The organism is Anaeromyxobacter dehalogenans 2CP-C (assembly GCF_000013385.1).
Taxonomy (GTDB): domain Bacteria; phylum Myxococcota; class Myxococcia; order Myxococcales; family Anaeromyxobacteraceae; genus Anaeromyxobacter; species Anaeromyxobacter dehalogenans_B.
Window position 1 is genome coordinate 618694 of record NC_007760.1, and the last position, 16211, is coordinate 634904.

Here is a 16211-nt window from a genome sequence, read left to right on the forward strand (position 1 = left end):
GGGCGCCGGCATGGAGACGTGGATCGCGACCGCAGGGCTGGTGGCCGTCGGGGTGTTCACCCCCGGGCCGAGCAACTTCGTGGTGATGCACCGGGCCGCCGCGGCCGGGCTCCGGGGCGCCGCCCCGGCCATCGCGGCGGTACTGCTCGGGCTCGTCGCCCTGCTCGGGCTCGCGGCCGCGGGCGGAGGCGCGCTGCTCGCGGCGGCCCCGGCGCTGGGGCGCGTGCTGCAGGCGGGCGGCGCGGTCTACCTGGCGTGGGGCGGCGTGGCGCTCGTGGTGGAGAGCTTCCGGCGCGGGCCGGCCGAGGGCGGCGCGGCCGGCGGCGCGCTGCCGCAGCGGCCGGCGGCGGTGTTCCTGTTCCAGTTCACGAACCCGAAGGCCTGGGCCATGGTGCTCACCGCGGCGTCGGCCTGCGGCGGCGGCGGCGCGGGCGCGGCGTTCCTCCGGCTCGTGCCGCTGTTCACCGCGCTGTCGCTCGCCGGGCTCCTCACCTGGGCGATGCTCGGGTCGGCGCTGGAGCGCGCCATGCGCGTGCCGCGCTGGCGGCGCCGGATCGACCGCGCCATGGGCGCGCTGCTCGCCGCCTCGGCCGCCCTGCTGCTCGCGGGCGCCTGAGCGAGAGCAGCCTCCGCCTCTTACACCCCAGCACGAGGTTCCATCGCATGCAGCCGATCGTCGGAATCGTGGGCGGGCTCGGTCCCGAGGGGACCGTCCACTACTACCGGAAGCTCACCGCCCTGCTCGCCGGGCTGCCCCTCGACCTGGGCCGGCCCGGCATCGTCGTGGACCACGTCTGGATCGACCGGTTCTCGGGGCTGCTCCGCGCGGGAGCGGACCCGGAGGCGCTGGAGCTGTTGCTGGGCTCGCTCCGGCGGCTCGAGCGCGCCGGCGCCACCCTGGCGCTCTTCGCGGCGGTGACGCCGCACCGGTTCCTGGCGGCGCTCCGGCCCCGCTCTCCCCTGCCCATCGCCGACCTGGTGGGCGCGACCTGCGACGACGTGCGCGCCGCCGGCCACCGGGTGGTCGGGCTCGTCGGCACGCGCTTCACCGTCTCGGAGCCGTTCTTCCGCGAGGCGCTCGAGGCGGCCGGCGTGCGGGTGGTGGTCCCGGACGAGGCCGGGACGGACTACCTGGACGCGCTGATCTTCGGGCCGCTCGCGCGCGGCGAGAAGACGCCCGAGATGAAGGGCGAGCTCGCCGCGATCGTGGGCCGCATGGCGGGGCGCGCGCCGCTCGACGCGCTGGTGGTCGCCTGCACCGACCTCATGGACCTGATGGGAACCGAGGTCCGGCTCCTCGATCCCATCGACAGCCACCTGCGCCTGGCGCTCCGGATGCTCGGGTCATCCGGAGCGCGGGCGCAGTGACCGCTCACATGGACGGCAGCGCCGCCATGCGCCGCTGCATCTCCTCCGGCGAGACGTCCTCCTTGTGCGTGCCGACGTGCCAGAGGTGGCCGAAGGGATCGACGATCGAGCCCATCCGGTCGCCGTAGAACTTGTCCTCCACGGCGCCCTTCACGGTGGCGCCCGCGGCGACGGCGCGGGCGACCGTGGCGTCCACGTCGGGCACGTACACGACCAGCCCGACCGCGGTGCCGCCGATGGACTTCGGGCCGAGCGCCCCCATCTCCGGGTGCTCGTCCGCCAGCATGAGGCGCGCGTCGCCGATCTTCAGCTCGGCATGGCCGACGCGGCCCTCCGGCCCGGGCATGCGCATGAGCTCCACCGCGCCGAAGACCTGCCGGTAGAAGTCGATGGCGCGGGCGGCGTCCTTCATGACGAGGTACGGCGTGAGGGCCTGGTAGCCGTCGGGGATGTGCTTCACTGCGGGCATCGGGTGCTCCTCGGCTTCGGGTTCTCACGAGGAGTGTCACGGCGCGGCCCCGGGATCGAGGCCCCGCGTGGGTGAACGTCCGTTCAGGGCGCCGGCGGCGCCGGCCGACGCCGCTGCCACGCGGCCCAGAGCCGGGTGGCGAGCAGCCGCGCCAGCATCCCGCACAGCACGCCCCAGACCGCGCCCGCGAGCACGTCGGTGGGCCAGTGCACGCCCACGTACACGCGGCTGAGCGCCACGAGCACCGCCACGCCGAGCGCGGCGAGCCCGAGGCGCGGGCCGGCGGCGGCCGCCACGGTGGCCATGGCGAAGAAGTTCGCCGCGTGGAGGCTCGGGAGCGAGCCCACGTCGGCGGCGGGCGCCAGCCAGCGGAACGTGCCGGGCGGCAGCGCGTAGCAGGGGCGGCGGCGCGCGAGCAGCGGCCGCAGCAGCTGCGAGCCGAGGCCGTCGCTCATCGCGATGGCGGCGCCGAGCGCGGCCACCAGGCGGAGCCGGGCGGCGAGCGGGCCGCGCGCCGCGCGCGCGACGAGGATCGCGAGCAGGATCGCCCAGGCCGCGCCGAAGGGCTTCGACGACACGAGCACCATCAGCCCGTCGAGGATCGGGCCGCCGTCCGCGTTCAGCGCGCGGAACAGCCAGGCCTCGCCGGCGGTGTGGAGGTCGTGGGTGATCGCTGCGAGCACGGGGCCCCCGGGGCGTGTGGCTGCGGCCCTCTCTTACCTCGTTTCGCGCCGCGCCGGGGACCCGCGCGCCGCTACACCCGCGGGCGCGCCCGCAGCTCCGGCGCGGGCCGGGGGGCCCGCTCGCGCAGGTCGCCGCCGGTGGCCGCGGCCGCCTCCGCCAGCCGGTCCACGCCCTCCAGCGCCGCCCGCGCGCACTCCGCCTGCGGGCCGGTGACCGGGTAGCTGCCGCGCCCGCCCCGGTGCGCCTCGAGCAGCGCGAGCAGCGCGGCCCGCCCTGGCGTGCCGGGCGCGTGCGCCGCCCAGGCCGGCGCGACGTACCGCTGCATGACGTCGAGCAGCGAGCGGAAGCGGATCCAGCGGTGGTCGTCCCAGCGGAACCGGTCGCGCAGCCGGACGCCGGCGTCGGCGCCGCGCGCGGCGAGCCGCGCGATCACGTCCGGCGGCATCTCGAGGTTGAGGCCGCCCTCGTCGGCGGCGTGCGAGACGTGCACGATGCGGTCGCGGTAGCCCGGCGCGGCGAGCTGCATCTCGTCCACCCAGGTCTGCATGGTGGCCACCACCGCGGCGAGGAACCGGAGCGGCGCGGCGCGCCCCTCGCCGAGCCGGCGCCAGCGCTGCGCGATGCCCGACGCGTTGTTCGCCGGCAGCCAGGCGCCGAGCGGGTGATCGGGGTGCTGCTCGCGGAGATCGATCGCGAACGTGGGCCGGGTGGGCAGCGCGGCGTCGAAGAAGTGGATGGGGATGTTCGAGCAGATCCCGCCGTCGGAGAACCAGGCCCGCTCGAGCTCCGGCTCGGCGCGCCGCCGCTGGTTCCGCCGGCGCGTCCAGTCCACGCCGTACAGCGGCACCGCCCCGAGGAGCAGCGGGAAGCTGAGGCTCATCCGCGCGAGCACCACGACCGGCAGCCCGGGCCCGCGGGGGAACAGCACCAGCGACGGATCGTGGGCGGGGAGCCGCACGCGCCGGCCGTCGGTGCGCGCGCGGCGCTCCGCCTCCTCGGCGCGCCCGGCCTCGACCAGCCGGTCCACCACCTCGCCCGGGAACAGCGCCCGGAACTCCGCCTCGCGGAAGAAGAACACCGGGTCGTCGGGGTGGAGCGGCAGGCGGAACGGGCGCTGGTGCGTGACGCTGGTGGTGGTGACCTCGAGGCGCAGGCCGTGGCGCTCGAGGTGGCCGAGCGTGAGCACCTCGCGCGTGCCCGCCAGCGACTGGACGAGGCCGTGCAGCCAGGTGGTGAGCGGCGGCGGGCCGCCTCGTCCGGGCGGCGCGAACCCGCTGCACACGCCGAGGCCGTTGTCGCGGATGGCGCCGAGCGCCGAGACCGCCGACGCCACCACCGCGCCGAGCGCGGCGAGCGCCAGCACCGCGGCGGCGGACAGCCAGAGCGCCGCCGCCTCGGCGACCCCGCCCTGCCGCCCCGCGACCGCGCCCACCGCGCCCGCGAGCAGGAGCCCGGCGAGCGCCACCCAGCAGCCGGGAGCCGCGACGACGAGCGGCGCGAGCGCGCGCGCCGCCTTGCCGGCCGCGCTCCGGCCGCGCGCCGCCCCGAGCAGCGCCTCCAGCACGGGGCGGGTGCGGCGGGTGGGCTGGAAGAGCGACGACAGCCGCGACCCGCCGCCCGGGAGCCGCTCGCCCAGGCTGGCCGGGAGCCGTGCGAGCCCCGCGAAGCCGGAGCCCTCCACGGTCGCGCCGGACTGGCGCCCGTACTCGGCCGCCACCGCCGCCGCGGCCGCGATGGCGCCCGCGGACGAGCCGCCCACCGAGCGGAAGCGGTACCGGCGCGCCAGCTCCACCAGCGCGAGCGGGTACACCACGCCGCTGGTGATGCCGCCCTTCATCACCAGGTCGCACTCCAGGAGCCCCTCGGCCTCGGTCGTTCCGGTCTGCATGCGGCGCCCTCGCGGCTGGTCCGGCCACGCCACTTTGCCATCCGTGAGGGGCTTGTCGAGCGGGCGACCGCGAGGGGCGCACCGGGCCAGGCGTGCCGGTTCCGCCGTCCGCGGCGCCCCCGCCCGAGCGCGGCATCCCGGGCGGCGGACGCACATGTCGAGGCCGGAGGTCCTCCGATGACCCGAGATCCCGCGCCGGGCGCCTGGCCCGAGCTGCCGCTCGCCCAGTGGGAGGGCACGCGCCACGCGCTGCACATGTGCACGCAGCTCATCGGCAAGACCCTGCTGGCCTGCGCACCGCCGCTGAACCACTGGTGGCACACCGCGCTGCGGGTCTCCGCCCACGGCCTGGCCAGCCCCGTGGCCATCCCCACCGCCGACGGCTGGCTCGACCTCGAGCTCGACCTCGTGGACCACGCGCTCGTGATGCGCACCGGCCAGCGCACCGCGTCGATGCCGCTCGTCGCACGGTCCGTACACGCGCTCCACGACGAGTACCTCGCCCTGCTCGACCAGCTGGGCGTGCGCATCCGCCTCTGGCCGGTGCCGGTCGAGGTGCCGCAGCCCGTCCCGTTCGACCGGGACGACGCGCCGCGACCGTACGACGCCGGGGCGGCGCACCGGTTCTGGCAGGTGCTCCGGGGCTGCGCGGCGGCGCTGGAGACGCTCTGCGACGGGTTCGTCGGCAAGCAGAGCCCGGTGCACTTCTTCTGGGGAAGCTTCGACCTCGCCGCGACGCGCTTCTCCGGCCGTCGCGCGCCGGAGCGGCCGGGCGCGGACGCCGTGAACCGCGAGGCGTACTCGCACGAGGTGATCTCGTGGGGCTTCTGGCCGGGCGGCGCGAGCGCGGCCGGCGTCCGCGTGGAGGAGCCGGTGCTGTACGCCTACGCGGCGCCGGAGCCGCCGGGCTTCCGCGAGGCGGACCCGGGGGTCGCGGCGGCGTCGTACGACCCGCGCCTCGGCGAGTTCCTGCTCCCTTACGCGGTCGTTCGCGCCGCGCCGGATCCGGCCGCGGTGATCCGCGCGTTCTGCGAGGCCACCTACCGCGCCGGCGCGACGCTGGGCGGCTGGGATCGCGCCGCGCTGGAGCGCGGCCCCGGCCGCCCCGCCGCCGCCCGGTGACCGGCCGCGCGCCGCGCCCGGCCCGCCTGCCCCGCCGGGCGGCGATGGTGTAGAACGGACGGCCCGGCAAGGAGGCGGCACATGGACGTGGTCACCCGGCAGATCCGCAGCGAGATGGAGGGCGCCTCCTGGATCCGGCGCATGTTCGACGCCGGCCTGGAGCTGAAGCAGCGCATCGGCGCGGACAACGTGTTCGACTTCAGCCTGGGGAACCCGGACGTCCCGCCGCCCGCCGCCGCCGCCGCCGCGCTGCGCGGCCTCGCCGAGCAGGTCACCGCGCCCATGGGGCTCGGCTACTGCCCGAACGCCGGGCTGCCCTCGGTCCGCGCCGCGCTGGCGCGCCGGCTCGCCGCCGAGCAGCAGGCGCCGGTCGAGGCGCGGCACCTGGTGCTCACCTGCGGCGCAGCGGGCGGGCTCGTCACGTTCTTCCGCGCGGTGCTCGAGCCCGGCGACGAGGTGCTGTGCTTCGCGCCGTACTTCGTGGAGTACGGCGCGTACGCCGGCCACTTCGGCGGCGTGCTCCGGGCGGTGCCGTCGAAGGTGCCGGACTTCACCCCCGACCTCGCCGCGCTGGAGGCCGCCATCGGCCCGCGCACGCGGGTGGTGCTCGTCAACTCGCCCAACAACCCCACCGGCCGCATCTACGACGCCGCCACCATGAGGGCGATGGGGGCGCTGCTCTCGCGCGTCAACGTCGAGCGGGGCCGCGAGCGGCCGGTGTTCCTCGTCTCCGACGAGCCGTACCGCAGGCTCGCGTACGGCGGCGCGGAGGTGGCGCCCATCCTGCCGCTCACCCCGTTCTCGCTGGTGGTGGGCTCGTTCTCGAAGAGCCTGTCGCTCGCCGGCGAGCGGGTGGGTTACCTGCTGGTGAACCCCGGCATGCCCGACGCGCAGGTGCTGGTGGACGCGCTCACGCTCACCAACCGCACGCTCGGCTTCGTGAACGCGCCGGTGGTGGGGCAGCGGCTGGTCGAGGCGCTGGTGGACGAGAGCGTGGACGTCGCGATCTACGATCGCCGGCGGCGGGCCATGGCCGAGGCGCTCACCGGCGCCGGCATCGCGTTCCACCTGCCGGAGGGCGCGTTCTACTTCTTCCCGGAGGCGCCCGGCGGCGACGATCAGGCCTTCGTGAAGCTCCTGCTGGAGGAGAACATCCTGGCCGTGCCCGGGCGCGGCTTCGGGATGCCGGGGTACGTCCGGCTCACCTTCTGCGTGGACGAGCAGGTGATCCGGCGCGCCGCCCCCGGCTTCGCGCGCGCCGCGCGGAGGGCGCGGGGAGGCTAGCCGCCGGCGGGGGGCCCCGACGTCCAGCCCTCGGAGATCCAGCCGCGGTGCGCGTGCCGGAGCAGCGCCGCGTGCTGCCGGCGCGCCGCGAGCAGCCGCGCGTCCTCGCCGAACGTGGTCGGGTAGACCGCGAGCGCGTCACGCGGGCGCATCTCGCGGTCCACGTTCACGAACGTGAACAGGCACGAGTTGGAGAGCGCGCGCACGCTCCGGTCCCGGCTGCGCCGCTCGATGCTCGCCTCCACCGACACGAAGCTGCCGTCGGTGTGCACCACGCGGCTCGCGAAGTGCAGCGTGTCGCCGAGGCGCACCGGGTGGAAGAAGTTCACCCGGTTCACCGCCGCCAGCACCGGGCGCTCCGGCGCGGCGAGCTCGGCGCAGATCGAGGACAGCTCGTAGGCGCGTCGCATCACGTAGCCGCCGAAGATCTTGCGCGGCACGTTCTCCTGCTCCGGGAACATGCGCTCCCACGCGTCGGTCCCGAGCTCCGCCGCGAGCAGGCCGCCGAACCCCGGCACGTCCTGCGCGCGGTGCAGCCGGCGCAGCAGCTCGAACTCCCCGCGGTCGGGCGGCTCGTCCGAGGCGGCGAGGTGCCGGCGGTACTCCTCGCGGCGCTCCCCGGCGCGGCGCTCGCGGTGCCGGGCCCGCTCGTCGGGGTACTCGAGCGGCGGGAGCGGCAAGCTGCGCGCGTCGTCGCCCTCGCCGAGCCGCGCCACCATGGTGAAGTAGCAGGAGGCCACGTGGAGCGGCGGATCGCCGGGCTGGGTGACCCGGATCCCCACCTCCATCGACGTCCGGCCCACGTGGTTCACGCGCGCGAAGAGCTCGAGGTCGCGCTCCACGTCGGGCGGGTGGCGCACCAGGATGTTGTCCACCGCGGCGGTGACCACCCGCGCCTCGGGGTGGGTGCTGCGCGCGTAGTCGAGCGCGGCCTCCTCGGCGAGCTTGTCGAGCGCCTCGAGCAGCAGGCCGAAGCGCAGGTTCCCCTGCAGCGGCTCGTCCACCACCATGAAGCGCCGGCGCAGCGCGAGATCGCGGGAGAGCGGCAAGGTCAGCGTGCGGTCGGTCTGGGCGGGCGTCATCTCGGCAGGATCTAGCGCCCGCGCCCGCGGCGCGCTGCCGCACGCGCGCCGCGAACGCGCAAGACGATCCCACCGCACGGGCGGCAAGCCCGCCCCACCGGCGTCGCGCGACCGCCCGGAACGCCCGTCGCGCCGCGCACCTCCGCGGCGGCGCCCCGGTTGCAGACAGGCCGCGCACACAACGTGCGACGGCCGGGCGCGCCCGGCGTCGAAGGAGAGCCCGATGAAGCGGATGCTGCTCGTGATGGCGCTCGCGCTCGCGATGGCGCCGGTGGCGGAGGCGCAGGCGCCGACCCCGGAGTCGGGCCTCATGGTCCGGCTGCGCGCGCTCTACCTGCGCCCGGCCGACCGGTCCGACGCGATCCCCGCGCTCGGGGTCCCGGAGAACGCGATCACCGTGAGTGACAAGGTCATCCCGGAGGTCGATCTCTCCTGGTTCTTCAACCGGTACCTCGCGGCCGAGCTCATCCTCACGTATCCGCAGCAGCACGACGTGGAGCTGTCGGGCGCGAGGATCGGCACGTTCAGCCACCTGCCCCCGACGCTCACGGTTCAGGGCCACCTGCCGCTCGGCCGGGTGAAGCCCTACCTCGGCGCCGGCGTGAACTTCACGCTCGTCACGGCCACCGACCTCGCCGTGCCCGGCGTGGGCAAGCTCGAGCTGGAGGACTACAGCTTCGGGTTCGCGGCCCAGGCGGGGGTGGACGTGCAGCTGGCCGGGCCCTGGTACGCCAACGCGGACGTGAAGTACGTCACGATCCGCTCCGACGTGAAGGCCGGCGGCACGAAGGTGAGCGAGGTCCGCGTCGATCCGTGGCTGATCGGCGGCGGCATCGGGTACCGGTTCTAGCCCCGGAGGCGCGCCGGCCGCGGGCGTGACGCGCGCGTTCTTGCGCGGGCCCTGCGCCTCCCTGCGCGTTCAAGCGCGGCCGGCGCCCTGCTATCTCCCCGTCTCCCGACGCGCGCGGGGGACGTGCGCGCGGGCGGCAGGGAGGAGGTCGCAGCCATGAGAGACGCGAGGGAACCGGGCGGGCAGGCGGCGCCGGGCGGCGCGGTCGGCGGCGCCCCGGAGCGTGCCGCGGCGGACGCCTCCGCGTCCCGCGGCGCCGGCCTCGACGGCGCGACGCTCGCGCACGAGCTGAAGAACCCGCTCACCGCGGTGAAGGCGCTCGTGCAGCTCGGGCTGGGCAACCCGCGGGAGGCCGCGTCGCACGAGCGGCTCGAGCACGTGGCGCGGGCGGTCGAGCGGATGGAGCGGATCCTGCGCGACTACCTCGCGTCGGCGCGGGGGATGGCCGAGCTCGCCCCGGCGCGGGTCGAGGTCGGCCCGCTCGTCTCCGGGGTGCTGCAGGGGCTCTCGGCGCGCGCCAGCGAGGCGCGGGTGCGGCTGGTGACGCACGGGGACGCCACCGTCGAGGCCGATCCGCGACGCCTCGAGGAGGCGCTCGTCAACCTGGTCGCGAACGGGATCGAGGCCACCCCGCCGGGCGGGGAGGTCGAGGTGGAGGTGCTGTCGTCGGCGGAGGGCGCCGAGCTGGTCGTGCGCGACACCGGCACCGGCATCGCGCCGGACGCCCTGCAGCGGCTCGGCACGCCGTTCTTCAGCACCCGCTCCGGCGGGAATGGGCTGGGCGTCGCGCACGTGCGCTCGGTGATCGCGATGCACGGCGGCTCGCTCCAGTACGAGAGCGAGCCGGGCAAGGGGACCGTGGTCCGGGCCACGCTGCCCCGGCGCGAGCGGGCGGCCTAGGGCGAGACGCCCTCTGGAGGCGCTCGCCCCGAGCCCGTCGAAGGGCGAGCTAGAGCAGCGCGGCCGCCGCGACCGCGAGCGCCGCCACCGCCGCGCCGGCGCACCAGTCGCGGGCGCGGGGCGGGGGCACGCCGGTCCACGCCTCGGGGCGGTCCAGCCGGCGCGCGGCCACCGCCAGCGTCTGGTCCCAGGTCATGCGCGCGAGGTTGCGCGTCCCGGCCTCCACCACCAGCGCCAGCGCGCGGGTCCTCGACAGCCGGACCCGGCGCGCCCGCAGCGCCGCGCGCGCCGCCTCGAACGCGGCGAGCGCGCGCGGGACGAAGTGCACCATGAGCAGGAGCGCGAGCGAGGCGCTCCAGGCGCGATCGCGCAGCACCGGCCGCGTCAGGGTGGCGAGCGCGAGCCCCAGCGCGCGCGGGCTGACGAGCGCGCTCACCGCCGCGCCGAGCAGGAGCAGCGCCGCGAGCCGCAGGCACAGGAGCCCGGCGGTGGCGAGCGCGGCCGCGGGCGGGACGCCGCCGGCGAGGTCGAGCGCGAGCTTCACGCCGCCCCACAGCAGCGCGAACCCGCCCGCCCACCGCGCCAGCCGGCGCGCCTCGCGCGCGGTCGCCCCGGAGGCCGCCAGCGCCGCCGCGAAGCCGGCCGCGTAGACGGCGTTGGCCGCGGCGCCGGCGCGCCACACCAGCACGCCGAACAGGAGCGCGAGGAGCAGCACCACCCGGCCGTCCACCTCGCCGAGCGGACCGCGCGCCCGCCGCGCGGCGGGCCAGGACGGCGCGCCGGTCACGCCCATGGGTCGAGCCCGTGCGCCGAGAGCCACGCGCCCGGCGGCCGGACCCCGTGCCCCCGCAGCAGCGGGAACACCGCCTCGGCGGCGCCGTCCGCCACCAGCCGGCCGCGCTCCAGCACCAGCCAGCGATCGGCGAGGTCCGCCAGCGCCTCGAGGTCGTGCGCGGCCACGACCTGCGTGACGCCCGCGGCCCGGTTCGCGGCGAGCACCGCGCGCACCTCGCGGATGGCCGGGTAGTCGAGCCCGGCGAACGGCTCGTCGAGCAGCAGCACCTCGGGCGCGTCGCGGAGCGCGGTGGCGATGCAGAGCTTCCGGCGCGTGCCGAGCGAGAGCGCGTGGACCGGCGCCGAGAGGTCGAGCAGGCCGAGCCGCGCCGCGAGCGCCCGGGCCGCGTCGCGCGCCGCCGCGTCGCCGGGCCGCAGCCCGAGCAGCAGGTCCTCGTCCACGGTCGCGCCGATGATCTGCTGATCCGGATCCTGGAGCACCAGCGCCGCGCGCCGGCGGATGGCCTCCTCCGCGCCGGGCGAGGCGTCGCCGCCCACCGCGAGCGTCCCGGCGCTCGGGGTGAACAGCCCGGCGAGGAGCGCGAGCAGCGTGGACTTGCCGGAGCCGTTCGCGCCGACCACCGCGCAGAGCGCGCCGCGCGGCAGCGCGAAGCCGATCGCCTCGAGCGCCGGTCCGCCCGCGCCGAACGCGTAGCCGAGCCCGTCCGCGCGGATCATGCCGGCGCGAGCCCCTGCGCGCGCAGGCGGCGGGCCACCCAGAGCGCCACGACCACCTTCACCACGTCGAACGGCAGGAACGGGACCACGCCGGCCACGATCGCCTGGCGCGCGCCGAGGTGGAGCACCGCCGCGAGCCAGGCCGCGCCGATGACGTACGCGGCCGCGAGCGCCGCCGCGCCGGCGGCGAGCCCGGCGCCCCACCCGATGGGCCCGCGCCGGGGGACGAGGCCGGTGAGCGCCGCCGCGACGACGAAGCCGAGCAGGTAGCCGCCGGTCGGCCCGAGCACCACGCCCAGCCCGGCGGCGCCGCCCGCGAACACCGGGAGGCCGAGCACGCCCGCGGCCACGTAGAGCGCCACCGCCGCCGCGCCGCGCGCGGGGCCGAGCAGGTAGCCGGCCAGGAACGCGAACAGCGGCTGGAGGGTGATGGGGACGGCGCCGACCGGCACCTGGATCCAGGCGCCCACCGCGATGCACGCGGCGAGGAGCGCGGTCCAGACCAGCCGGTGCACGCGGGCGAGCGGGGGAGACGGCGCGGGGCGGGGCGGGGCGGGATCGGCGTTCGGGGCGGGCATGGCGGGGCTGCGTGGCCGCGGGTGCGGCGCGCCAAGGAACCACCTCCGGCGCGCAGGCGCAAGGGCGCGCACGGGCGAGGCGCGCCGCGCGGCGGCGGGTTAGATGTGTCCCCGGCCATGACCTCCCCCGCGCTGCCGCTCGTCCACGTGGTGCGCCCGCCGCGCGTGCCGTCCGCGCGCCCGCCGCTGCTCGTGCTGCTGCACGGCATCGGCGCGGACGAGCGCGATCTCCTGCCGCTCGCCGCCCACCTCGACCCGCGGTTCCTCACGGTCTCGCTGCGCGCGCCGAACGAGGCCGAGCCCATGGGCTTCGCCTGGTACGCCATCGACTGGCGCACCGCGCCGCCGCGCCACGACGTGGCGCAGGCGGCCGCCAGCCTCGAGGCGCTGCTGGCGTTCCTGGCGGGCGCGCCGGCCGCGCTCGGCACCGACCCGGCGCGCACGTTCCTGCTCGGCTTCAGCCAGGGGGCGGCCATGGCGCTCGCCGCCGCGCTGGCGCGCCCCGAGCTGGTGCGCGGCGCGGTGCTCCACTCCGGCCGCCCGCTCCCCGGCCAGCCCGCGCCGGCCGGCGGGCTCGCCGGCCTGGAGGTGCTGGTGCTGCACGGCCTCGCCGACCCGGTGCTGCCGCCGGCGCAGGGCCGCGCCATCCGCGACCTGCTCGCCCCCGTGCTCGGCCCGCGCCTCACCCACCTCGAGCTCGAGGGCGCGCACGAGGTCACCGCGGAGACCCTCTCCGAGGCGGCGCGCTGGCTCTCTGCGCGGCTGGGGTAGGCTCGCGCCGTGCGCCCCCGCTTCCGCGCCTGCATCACCGCGGCGCTCGCCTGCGCCGCAGCGCTCGCGCCGGCGCGCGGCCTCGCCGGCCCGCCGTACACCACCGACGACCCGGAGCCGGTGCCGTTCCGGCACTGGGAGGTCTACCTCGCCACCGCCGACCAGTGGTCGCACGCGGACGGCTGGGGCGGCACCTGCCCGCACCTCGAGGTGAACTACGGCGCGATCCCCGGCGTGCAGCTCCACCTGGTCGCGCCGCTCGCCTGGGCCCGGCCGCCGGGCGGGCCGGGCCGCGCAGGGCCCGGCGACACCGAGCTGGGCGCCAAGTGGCGGTTCCTGGACGAGGGCACGCGGCGGCCGCAGGTGGGCGTGTTCCCGCTCGTCGAGCTGCCCACCGGCGACGACCGTCGCGGGCTCGGCGCCGGGCGCGCGCAGGTGTTCCTGCCGGTGTGGGTGCAGAAGAGCCTGGGCGCGTGGACCACCTACGGCGGCGGCGGGTACTGGCTGAGCCCCGGGGCGGGGAACCGGAACTGGTGGCTCGTCGGGTGGCAGGCGCAGCGCCGCGTCGCCGACGGCGTGGCGCTCGGCGCGGAGGTGTTCCACTCGAGCGCGCGCGAGATCGGCGGGCGCGGCGACACGCGGTTCGACGTCGGCGCGGTGCTCGACCTCGGCGCGCTGCACCACGTGCTCGTCTCGGCCGGCCGCGCGCTCGGCTCGCGCGCCGCCCAGGCCTACCTCGCGTACCAGCTCACCTTCGGCCCCGGCGGCGGGCCGGAGGAGCGCGCTGCCTCCGGCGCGCCGCGCTGAGCCGGCCGGGCGCGCCCTCCAGCACCCCGAGCGCCGCCGCCTGCCGGCGCAGCTGCTCCACCAGGGCGGCCGCGGCCGGCGAGAGCGGGCCGCCGCGCCGGCGCCGCACCAGCGCCGTGTCCCGGTGGATGCGCGGGAGGTCGCGCACCGCGACCTCCACCAGCGCGCCGCGCGCGAGGTCCTCCTCGACGTAGGTCCGCACGAAGAACCCGACCCCCGCGCCCTCCAGCGCGAGCGCGCGCGCCGTCTCCATGGGGATCTCCACCGGCGTGCCGGCCTGCTCGGCGAGGCGGGTGAGGAGCGGGTGGGGCGCCTGCCACCAGCGGAGCCGGAACATGGGCCTGCCGAGCCGGACCAGCTCGTCCGCGCAGAGGTCCGGGCGTGCCGTGACCGGGTGGCCGGGGCGCGCCACCAGCAGCACCGGCTCGTGGAACCGGAGCACGTCCTGCAGCTCGGCGGCCGCCGCCTCGGTGCAGGGCCAGGTCACGATCCCGAGATCGACGAGCCCGTCGAGCAGCAGCGCCACGATCCGCTCGTGATCGCCGGCCCGCACCAGGCACTCGACCTCCGGGTGGGCGCGCACGAACGCGCCGAGCGCCGGGCCCACCAGGCCGCCCGCCACCGAGCCGAGCGTGCCGAGCCGGACGCGGCCGCGCTGGCCGACCTGCGCGAGCCGCGCCGCCTCCAGCCCCTCGGCCAGGACCTCGAGCGCGCGCCGCGCGTACGGCAGCAGGCTCTCGCCCAGCGCGGTGAGCGCGACGCGCCGGCCGCGCGTGAACAGCGCGCCGCCGACCTGGTCCTCCAGCGCGCGGATGCGCGCGCTGACCGCGGGCTGCCCGAGGCCGAGCGCGATGGCCGCGCGGGTGAAGCTCGCCTCCCGCGCCACCTGGTCGAACGCCGCGAGCTGCTCCCGGTCCATGTCGAGCCTCCATCGAGGATGTCGATGCGAACTATACGGTTCATCGGCTGTGTCAATCGACGGGCGCGGCTATGTTGAGCGGCGACCGGGGCCGCGACGCACGCCCCGCGGAGGACGCCATGAAGCGCATCCGGATGGCCACGCTCGAGGACGCAGGCGACGTCGCCGAGATCTACGGCGCGGTGGTGACGGGGACGCCCATCTCCTTCGAGCTGGAGCCGCCCGGCCCCGAGGAGATGGCGCGGCGGATGGAGGCGGTGCTCGCGCTGGCGCCGTGGCTGGTGTGCGAGGAGGACGGCCGGGTGGACGGCTACGTGTACGCCTCGCGCCACCACGAGCGCGCCGCGTACCGCTGGAGCGTGGACGTGACGGTGTACGTGCGCGACGGCCGGCGCCGCGGCGGCCTCGGGCGCGCGCTCTACACGGCGCTGCTCGAGCTGCTCCGCGCCCAGGGCTTCCACGCCGCGCACGCCGGGATCACGCTGCCGAACGCCGGGAGCGTGGGGCTGCACGAGGCGCTCGGCTTCCGCCCGATCGGCGTGTACCCGCGCGTCGGCTGGAAGATGGGCGCCTGGCACGACGTGGGGTACTGGCAGCTCGAGCTGCGCGAGCGCACCGGCGCGCCCGGACCGATCCTGCCGGTGGAGGCGCTCCGCCGGTCGGCCGCGTGGGACCGCGCGCTCGCGGCCGGGCAGGCGCTGCTCGCGCGGTAGCCGGCGCCCCTCGCTCGCTCCCCCGCGCCGCCGGGCCCGGGTGTATGGATCGCCGGAACGCCGCCGCGCGCGGAGCGCGGCGGTCGGTGCGGAGGAGCGATGGCAGGGACGGCGGCGCGGCTGGGCGGCACGGTGGTGGTGGTGAACGCGGAGCAGATGGGCCGCGGGGACGACGGGCTCGGGGCGAAGCTGCTCGGGAACGACCTGCGCACGCTCGCCGCGCTCGAGCCGAAGCCCGAGGCGATCGTGTTCCGGAGGCGTCCATGACGCTCGCGACGCGCAGGCTGGGCAGCCAGGGGCTCGAGGTGTCGGCGCTCGGCCTCGGCTGCATGGGCATGAGCCAGTCCTACGGCGCGGCGGACGAGGCCGAGTCGATCGCCACGCTCCACCGGGCGCTCGAGCTGGGCGTCACGTTCCTCGACACCGCCGAGGTGTACGGTCCCTTCCACAACGAGGAGCTGCTCGGCCGCGCGCTGGCCGGCAGGCGGGACGAGGTGGTGATCGCCACCAAGTTCGGCTTCGCGATCGGCGGCGGGGCGCGCACCGGCGGGCTCGACAGCCGGCCCGAGCACGTGCGGGAGGCGGTGGAGGGCTCGCTGCGGCGGCTGCGCACCGACCGGATCGACCTCCTCTACCAGCACCGCGTCGATCCCGCGGTGCCGATCGAGGACGTGGTCGGGGCCATGTCGCGGCTGGTGGAGCAGGGCAAGGTGCGGTACCTGGGCCTCTCCGAGGCGGGCGCGCGGACGATCCGCCGCGCGCACGCCACCCACCCCGTCACCGCGCTCCAGAGCGAGTACTCGCTGTGGGAGCGGAACCTCGAGCCGGAGCTCCTGCCGCTGCTCCGCGAGCTCGGCATCGGCCTGGTGGCGTTCTCGCCGCTCGGCCGCGGGTTCCTCACGGGCGCGGTGCGCCGGGCCGAGGAGTACCCCGAGTCCGACTTCCGCCGGCGCGACCCGCGCTTCCAGGGCGCGAACTTCGACGCGAACGTTCGCGCGGCCGACGCGGTCCGCGCGCTCGCGGCGCGCAGGGGCGCGACGCCCGGCCAGCTCGCGCTCGCGTGGCTGCTGCACCGGGGCGAGGACGTCGTGCCCATCCCCGGCACCAAGCGCCGCCGCAACCTGGAGGAGAACGTCGCGGCCGCGTCGATCGCGCTCTCGCCGGCGGAGGTGGCCGAGCTGGACGCGGCGCTCGCGCCGGAGAACGTCGCCGGCCCCCGCTACGACGAGGAGCGGATGCGGACGGTGGACCGGTAGGGGCCGCC

General features: G+C 77.3%; 19 protein-coding genes. 11 read left to right on the plus strand and 8 right to left on the minus strand.

Annotation, left to right across the window (positions count from 1 at the left end; translation table 11 throughout):
- The first annotated feature begins 10 nt into the window (after positions 1–10).
- Positions 11–616, plus strand: a complete 606-nt coding sequence (locus ADEH_RS02705; RefSeq protein WP_011419586.1) for a LysE family transporter — start codon at positions 11–13, stop codon at positions 614–616.
- Between the two features lie 47 nt (positions 617–663).
- Positions 664–1368 carry an aspartate/glutamate racemase family protein gene (locus ADEH_RS02710; RefSeq protein WP_011419587.1) on the plus strand — a complete coding sequence of 235 codons (705 nt, stop codon included), beginning with the start codon at positions 664–666 and terminating at the stop codon, positions 1366–1368.
- 4 nt (positions 1369–1372) lie between these two features.
- On the opposite strand, the gene ADEH_RS02715 is transcribed toward ADEH_RS02710, so the two are convergent.
- The 3 genes from ADEH_RS02715 to ADEH_RS02725 form a co-directional block, all read right to left on the minus strand.
- Positions 1373–1837 carry a VOC family protein gene (locus ADEH_RS02715; protein ID WP_011419588.1) on the minus strand — a complete coding sequence of 155 codons (465 nt, stop codon included), beginning with the start codon at positions 1835–1837 and terminating at the stop codon, positions 1373–1375.
- A gap of 83 nt (positions 1838–1920) precedes the next feature.
- Positions 1921–2520: a phosphatase PAP2 family protein gene (locus ADEH_RS02720; RefSeq protein ID WP_011419589.1), complete on the minus strand. Its 600-nt coding sequence runs from the start codon at positions 2518–2520 to the stop codon at positions 1921–1923.
- A 71-nt stretch (positions 2521–2591) separates the two neighbouring features.
- The gene (locus ADEH_RS02725; RefSeq protein WP_011419590.1) at positions 2592–4409 is read right to left on the minus strand and encodes a patatin-like phospholipase family protein; all 1818 of its coding nucleotides are present in this window, start codon (positions 4407–4409) and stop codon (positions 2592–2594) included.
- Between the two features lie 177 nt (positions 4410–4586).
- On the opposite strand from ADEH_RS02725, the gene ADEH_RS02730 reads away from it, so the two are divergent.
- The gene (locus ADEH_RS02730; RefSeq protein WP_011419591.1) at positions 4587–5531 is read left to right on the plus strand and encodes a DUF5996 family protein; all 945 of its coding nucleotides are present in this window, start codon (positions 4587–4589) and stop codon (positions 5529–5531) included.
- 81 nt (positions 5532–5612) lie between these two features.
- Positions 5613–6815: a pyridoxal phosphate-dependent aminotransferase gene (locus ADEH_RS02735; protein WP_011419592.1), complete on the plus strand. Its 1203-nt coding sequence runs from the start codon at positions 5613–5615 to the stop codon at positions 6813–6815.
- On the opposite strand, the gene ADEH_RS02740 is transcribed toward ADEH_RS02735, so the two are convergent.
- Positions 6812–7897 carry a hotdog domain-containing protein gene (locus tag ADEH_RS02740; protein WP_041453288.1) on the minus strand — a complete coding sequence of 362 codons (1086 nt, stop codon included), beginning with the start codon at positions 7895–7897 and terminating at the stop codon, positions 6812–6814. The two genes, ADEH_RS02735 and ADEH_RS02740, sit on opposite strands and share 4 nt — an antisense overlap.
- A 223-nt stretch (positions 7898–8120) precedes the next feature.
- Here ADEH_RS02740 and ADEH_RS02745 point away from each other — a divergent pair, with 223 nt between their 5' ends.
- Both ADEH_RS02745 and ADEH_RS02750 read left to right on the plus strand, forming a co-directional pair.
- Positions 8121–8747 carry an OmpW/AlkL family protein gene (locus tag ADEH_RS02745; RefSeq protein WP_011419594.1) on the plus strand — a complete coding sequence of 209 codons (627 nt, stop codon included), beginning with the start codon at positions 8121–8123 and terminating at the stop codon, positions 8745–8747.
- Between the two features lie 156 nt (positions 8748–8903).
- Entirely contained in the window at positions 8904–9647 is a 744-nt protein-coding gene (locus ADEH_RS02750) for a sensor histidine kinase (RefSeq protein ID WP_011419595.1), read from the plus strand.
- Between the two features lie 49 nt (positions 9648–9696).
- On the opposite strand, the gene ADEH_RS02755 is transcribed toward ADEH_RS02750, so the two are convergent.
- Genes ADEH_RS02755 through ADEH_RS02765 form a run of 3 tightly spaced genes read right to left on the minus strand, consistent with a single transcriptional unit; the run spans position 9697 to position 11737 of the window.
- A complete protein-coding gene (locus tag ADEH_RS02755; protein WP_011419596.1) occupies positions 9697–10440 on the minus strand; it encodes a hypothetical protein in 744 nt (247 codons plus the stop codon).
- Entirely contained in the window at positions 10431–11159 is a 729-nt protein-coding gene (locus ADEH_RS02760) for an energy-coupling factor ABC transporter ATP-binding protein (protein WP_011419597.1), read from the minus strand. Before ADEH_RS02760 ends, ADEH_RS02755 begins: the two co-directional genes overlap by 10 nt.
- Positions 11156–11737, minus strand: coding sequence for a biotin transporter BioY (locus ADEH_RS02765; RefSeq protein ID WP_011419598.1), 582 nt, complete (start codon positions 11735–11737; stop codon positions 11156–11158). Before ADEH_RS02765 ends, ADEH_RS02760 begins: the two co-directional genes overlap by 4 nt.
- 117 nt (positions 11738–11854) lie before the next feature.
- On the opposite strand from ADEH_RS02765, the gene ADEH_RS02770 reads away from it, so the two are divergent.
- Together ADEH_RS02770 and ADEH_RS02775 are read left to right on the plus strand one after the other, a co-directional pair.
- Positions 11855–12508: an alpha/beta hydrolase gene (locus tag ADEH_RS02770; protein WP_041453289.1), complete on the plus strand. Its 654-nt coding sequence runs from the start codon at positions 11855–11857 to the stop codon at positions 12506–12508.
- Positions 12509–12517: 9 nt separating this feature from the next.
- Positions 12518–13315, plus strand: coding sequence for a hypothetical protein (locus ADEH_RS02775; protein WP_011419600.1), 798 nt, complete (start codon positions 12518–12520; stop codon positions 13313–13315).
- Here ADEH_RS02775 and ADEH_RS02780 read toward each other — a convergent pair.
- Positions 13257–14234 (minus strand): LysR family transcriptional regulator, encoded by a 978-nt coding sequence (locus ADEH_RS02780; protein ID WP_011419601.1) that lies wholly within the window; start codon positions 14232–14234, stop codon positions 13257–13259. The genes ADEH_RS02775 and ADEH_RS02780 overlap by 59 nt on opposite strands.
- A gap of 119 nt (positions 14235–14353) precedes the next feature.
- Here ADEH_RS02780 and ADEH_RS02785 point away from each other — a divergent pair, with 119 nt between their 5' ends.
- From ADEH_RS02785 to ADEH_RS02795, 3 genes are all read left to right on the plus strand, one after another.
- Positions 14354–14947 carry an arsinothricin resistance N-acetyltransferase ArsN1 family B gene (locus ADEH_RS02785; protein WP_011419602.1) on the plus strand — a complete coding sequence of 198 codons (594 nt, stop codon included), beginning with the start codon at positions 14354–14356 and terminating at the stop codon, positions 14945–14947.
- Between the two features lie 99 nt (positions 14948–15046).
- A complete protein-coding gene (locus ADEH_RS02790; protein WP_232287416.1) occupies positions 15047–15214 on the plus strand; it encodes a hypothetical protein in 168 nt (55 codons plus the stop codon).
- Complete coding sequence (locus ADEH_RS02795) at positions 15211–16203, plus strand: aldo/keto reductase (RefSeq protein ID WP_011419603.1); 993 nt, start codon at positions 15211–15213, stop codon at positions 16201–16203. Before ADEH_RS02790 ends, ADEH_RS02795 begins: the two co-directional genes overlap by 4 nt.
- Positions 16204–16211 lie beyond the last annotated feature (8 nt).

Excerpts from the sequence above, each read along its gene's own strand:
- ADEH_RS02755 (WP_011419596.1), bottom strand. The coding sequence starts at position 10,440 with ATGGGCGTGACCGGCGCGCCGTCCTGGCCCGCCGCGCGGCGGGCGCGC.
- ADEH_RS02730 (WP_011419591.1), top strand. The coding sequence starts at position 4,587 with ATGACCCGAGATCCCGCGCCGGGCGCCTGGCCCGAGCTGCCGCTCGCC.
- ADEH_RS02710 (WP_011419587.1), top strand. The coding sequence starts at position 664 with ATGCAGCCGATCGTCGGAATCGTGGGCGGGCTCGGTCCCGAGGGGACC.
- ADEH_RS02760 (WP_011419597.1), bottom strand. The coding sequence starts at position 11,159 with ATGATCCGCGCGGACGGGCTCGGCTACGCGTTCGGCGCGGGCGGACCG.
- ADEH_RS02745 (WP_011419594.1), top strand. The coding sequence starts at position 8,121 with ATGAAGCGGATGCTGCTCGTGATGGCGCTCGCGCTCGCGATGGCGCCG.
- ADEH_RS02765 (WP_011419598.1), bottom strand. The coding sequence starts at position 11,737 with ATGCCCGCCCCGAACGCCGATCCCGCCCCGCCCCGCCCCGCGCCGTCT.
- ADEH_RS02735 (WP_011419592.1), top strand. The coding sequence starts at position 5,613 with ATGGACGTGGTCACCCGGCAGATCCGCAGCGAGATGGAGGGCGCCTCC.
- ADEH_RS02790 (WP_232287416.1), top strand. The coding sequence starts at position 15,047 with ATGGCAGGGACGGCGGCGCGGCTGGGCGGCACGGTGGTGGTGGTGAAC.
- ADEH_RS02780 (WP_011419601.1), bottom strand. The coding sequence starts at position 14,234 with ATGGACCGGGAGCAGCTCGCGGCGTTCGACCAGGTGGCGCGGGAGGCG.
- ADEH_RS02705 (WP_011419586.1), top strand. The coding sequence starts at position 11 with ATGGAGACGTGGATCGCGACCGCAGGGCTGGTGGCCGTCGGGGTGTTC.
- ADEH_RS02785 (WP_011419602.1), top strand. The coding sequence starts at position 14,354 with ATGAAGCGCATCCGGATGGCCACGCTCGAGGACGCAGGCGACGTCGCC.
- ADEH_RS02715 (WP_011419588.1), bottom strand. The coding sequence starts at position 1,837 with ATGCCCGCAGTGAAGCACATCCCCGACGGCTACCAGGCCCTCACGCCG.
- ADEH_RS02795 (WP_011419603.1), top strand. The coding sequence starts at position 15,211 with ATGACGCTCGCGACGCGCAGGCTGGGCAGCCAGGGGCTCGAGGTGTCG.
- ADEH_RS02750 (WP_011419595.1), top strand. The coding sequence starts at position 8,904 with ATGAGAGACGCGAGGGAACCGGGCGGGCAGGCGGCGCCGGGCGGCGCG.
- ADEH_RS02725 (WP_011419590.1), bottom strand. The coding sequence starts at position 4,409 with ATGCAGACCGGAACGACCGAGGCCGAGGGGCTCCTGGAGTGCGACCTG.
- ADEH_RS02740 (WP_041453288.1), bottom strand. The coding sequence starts at position 7,897 with ATGACGCCCGCCCAGACCGACCGCACGCTGACCTTGCCGCTCTCCCGC.
- ADEH_RS02770 (WP_041453289.1), top strand. The coding sequence starts at position 11,855 with ATGACCTCCCCCGCGCTGCCGCTCGTCCACGTGGTGCGCCCGCCGCGC.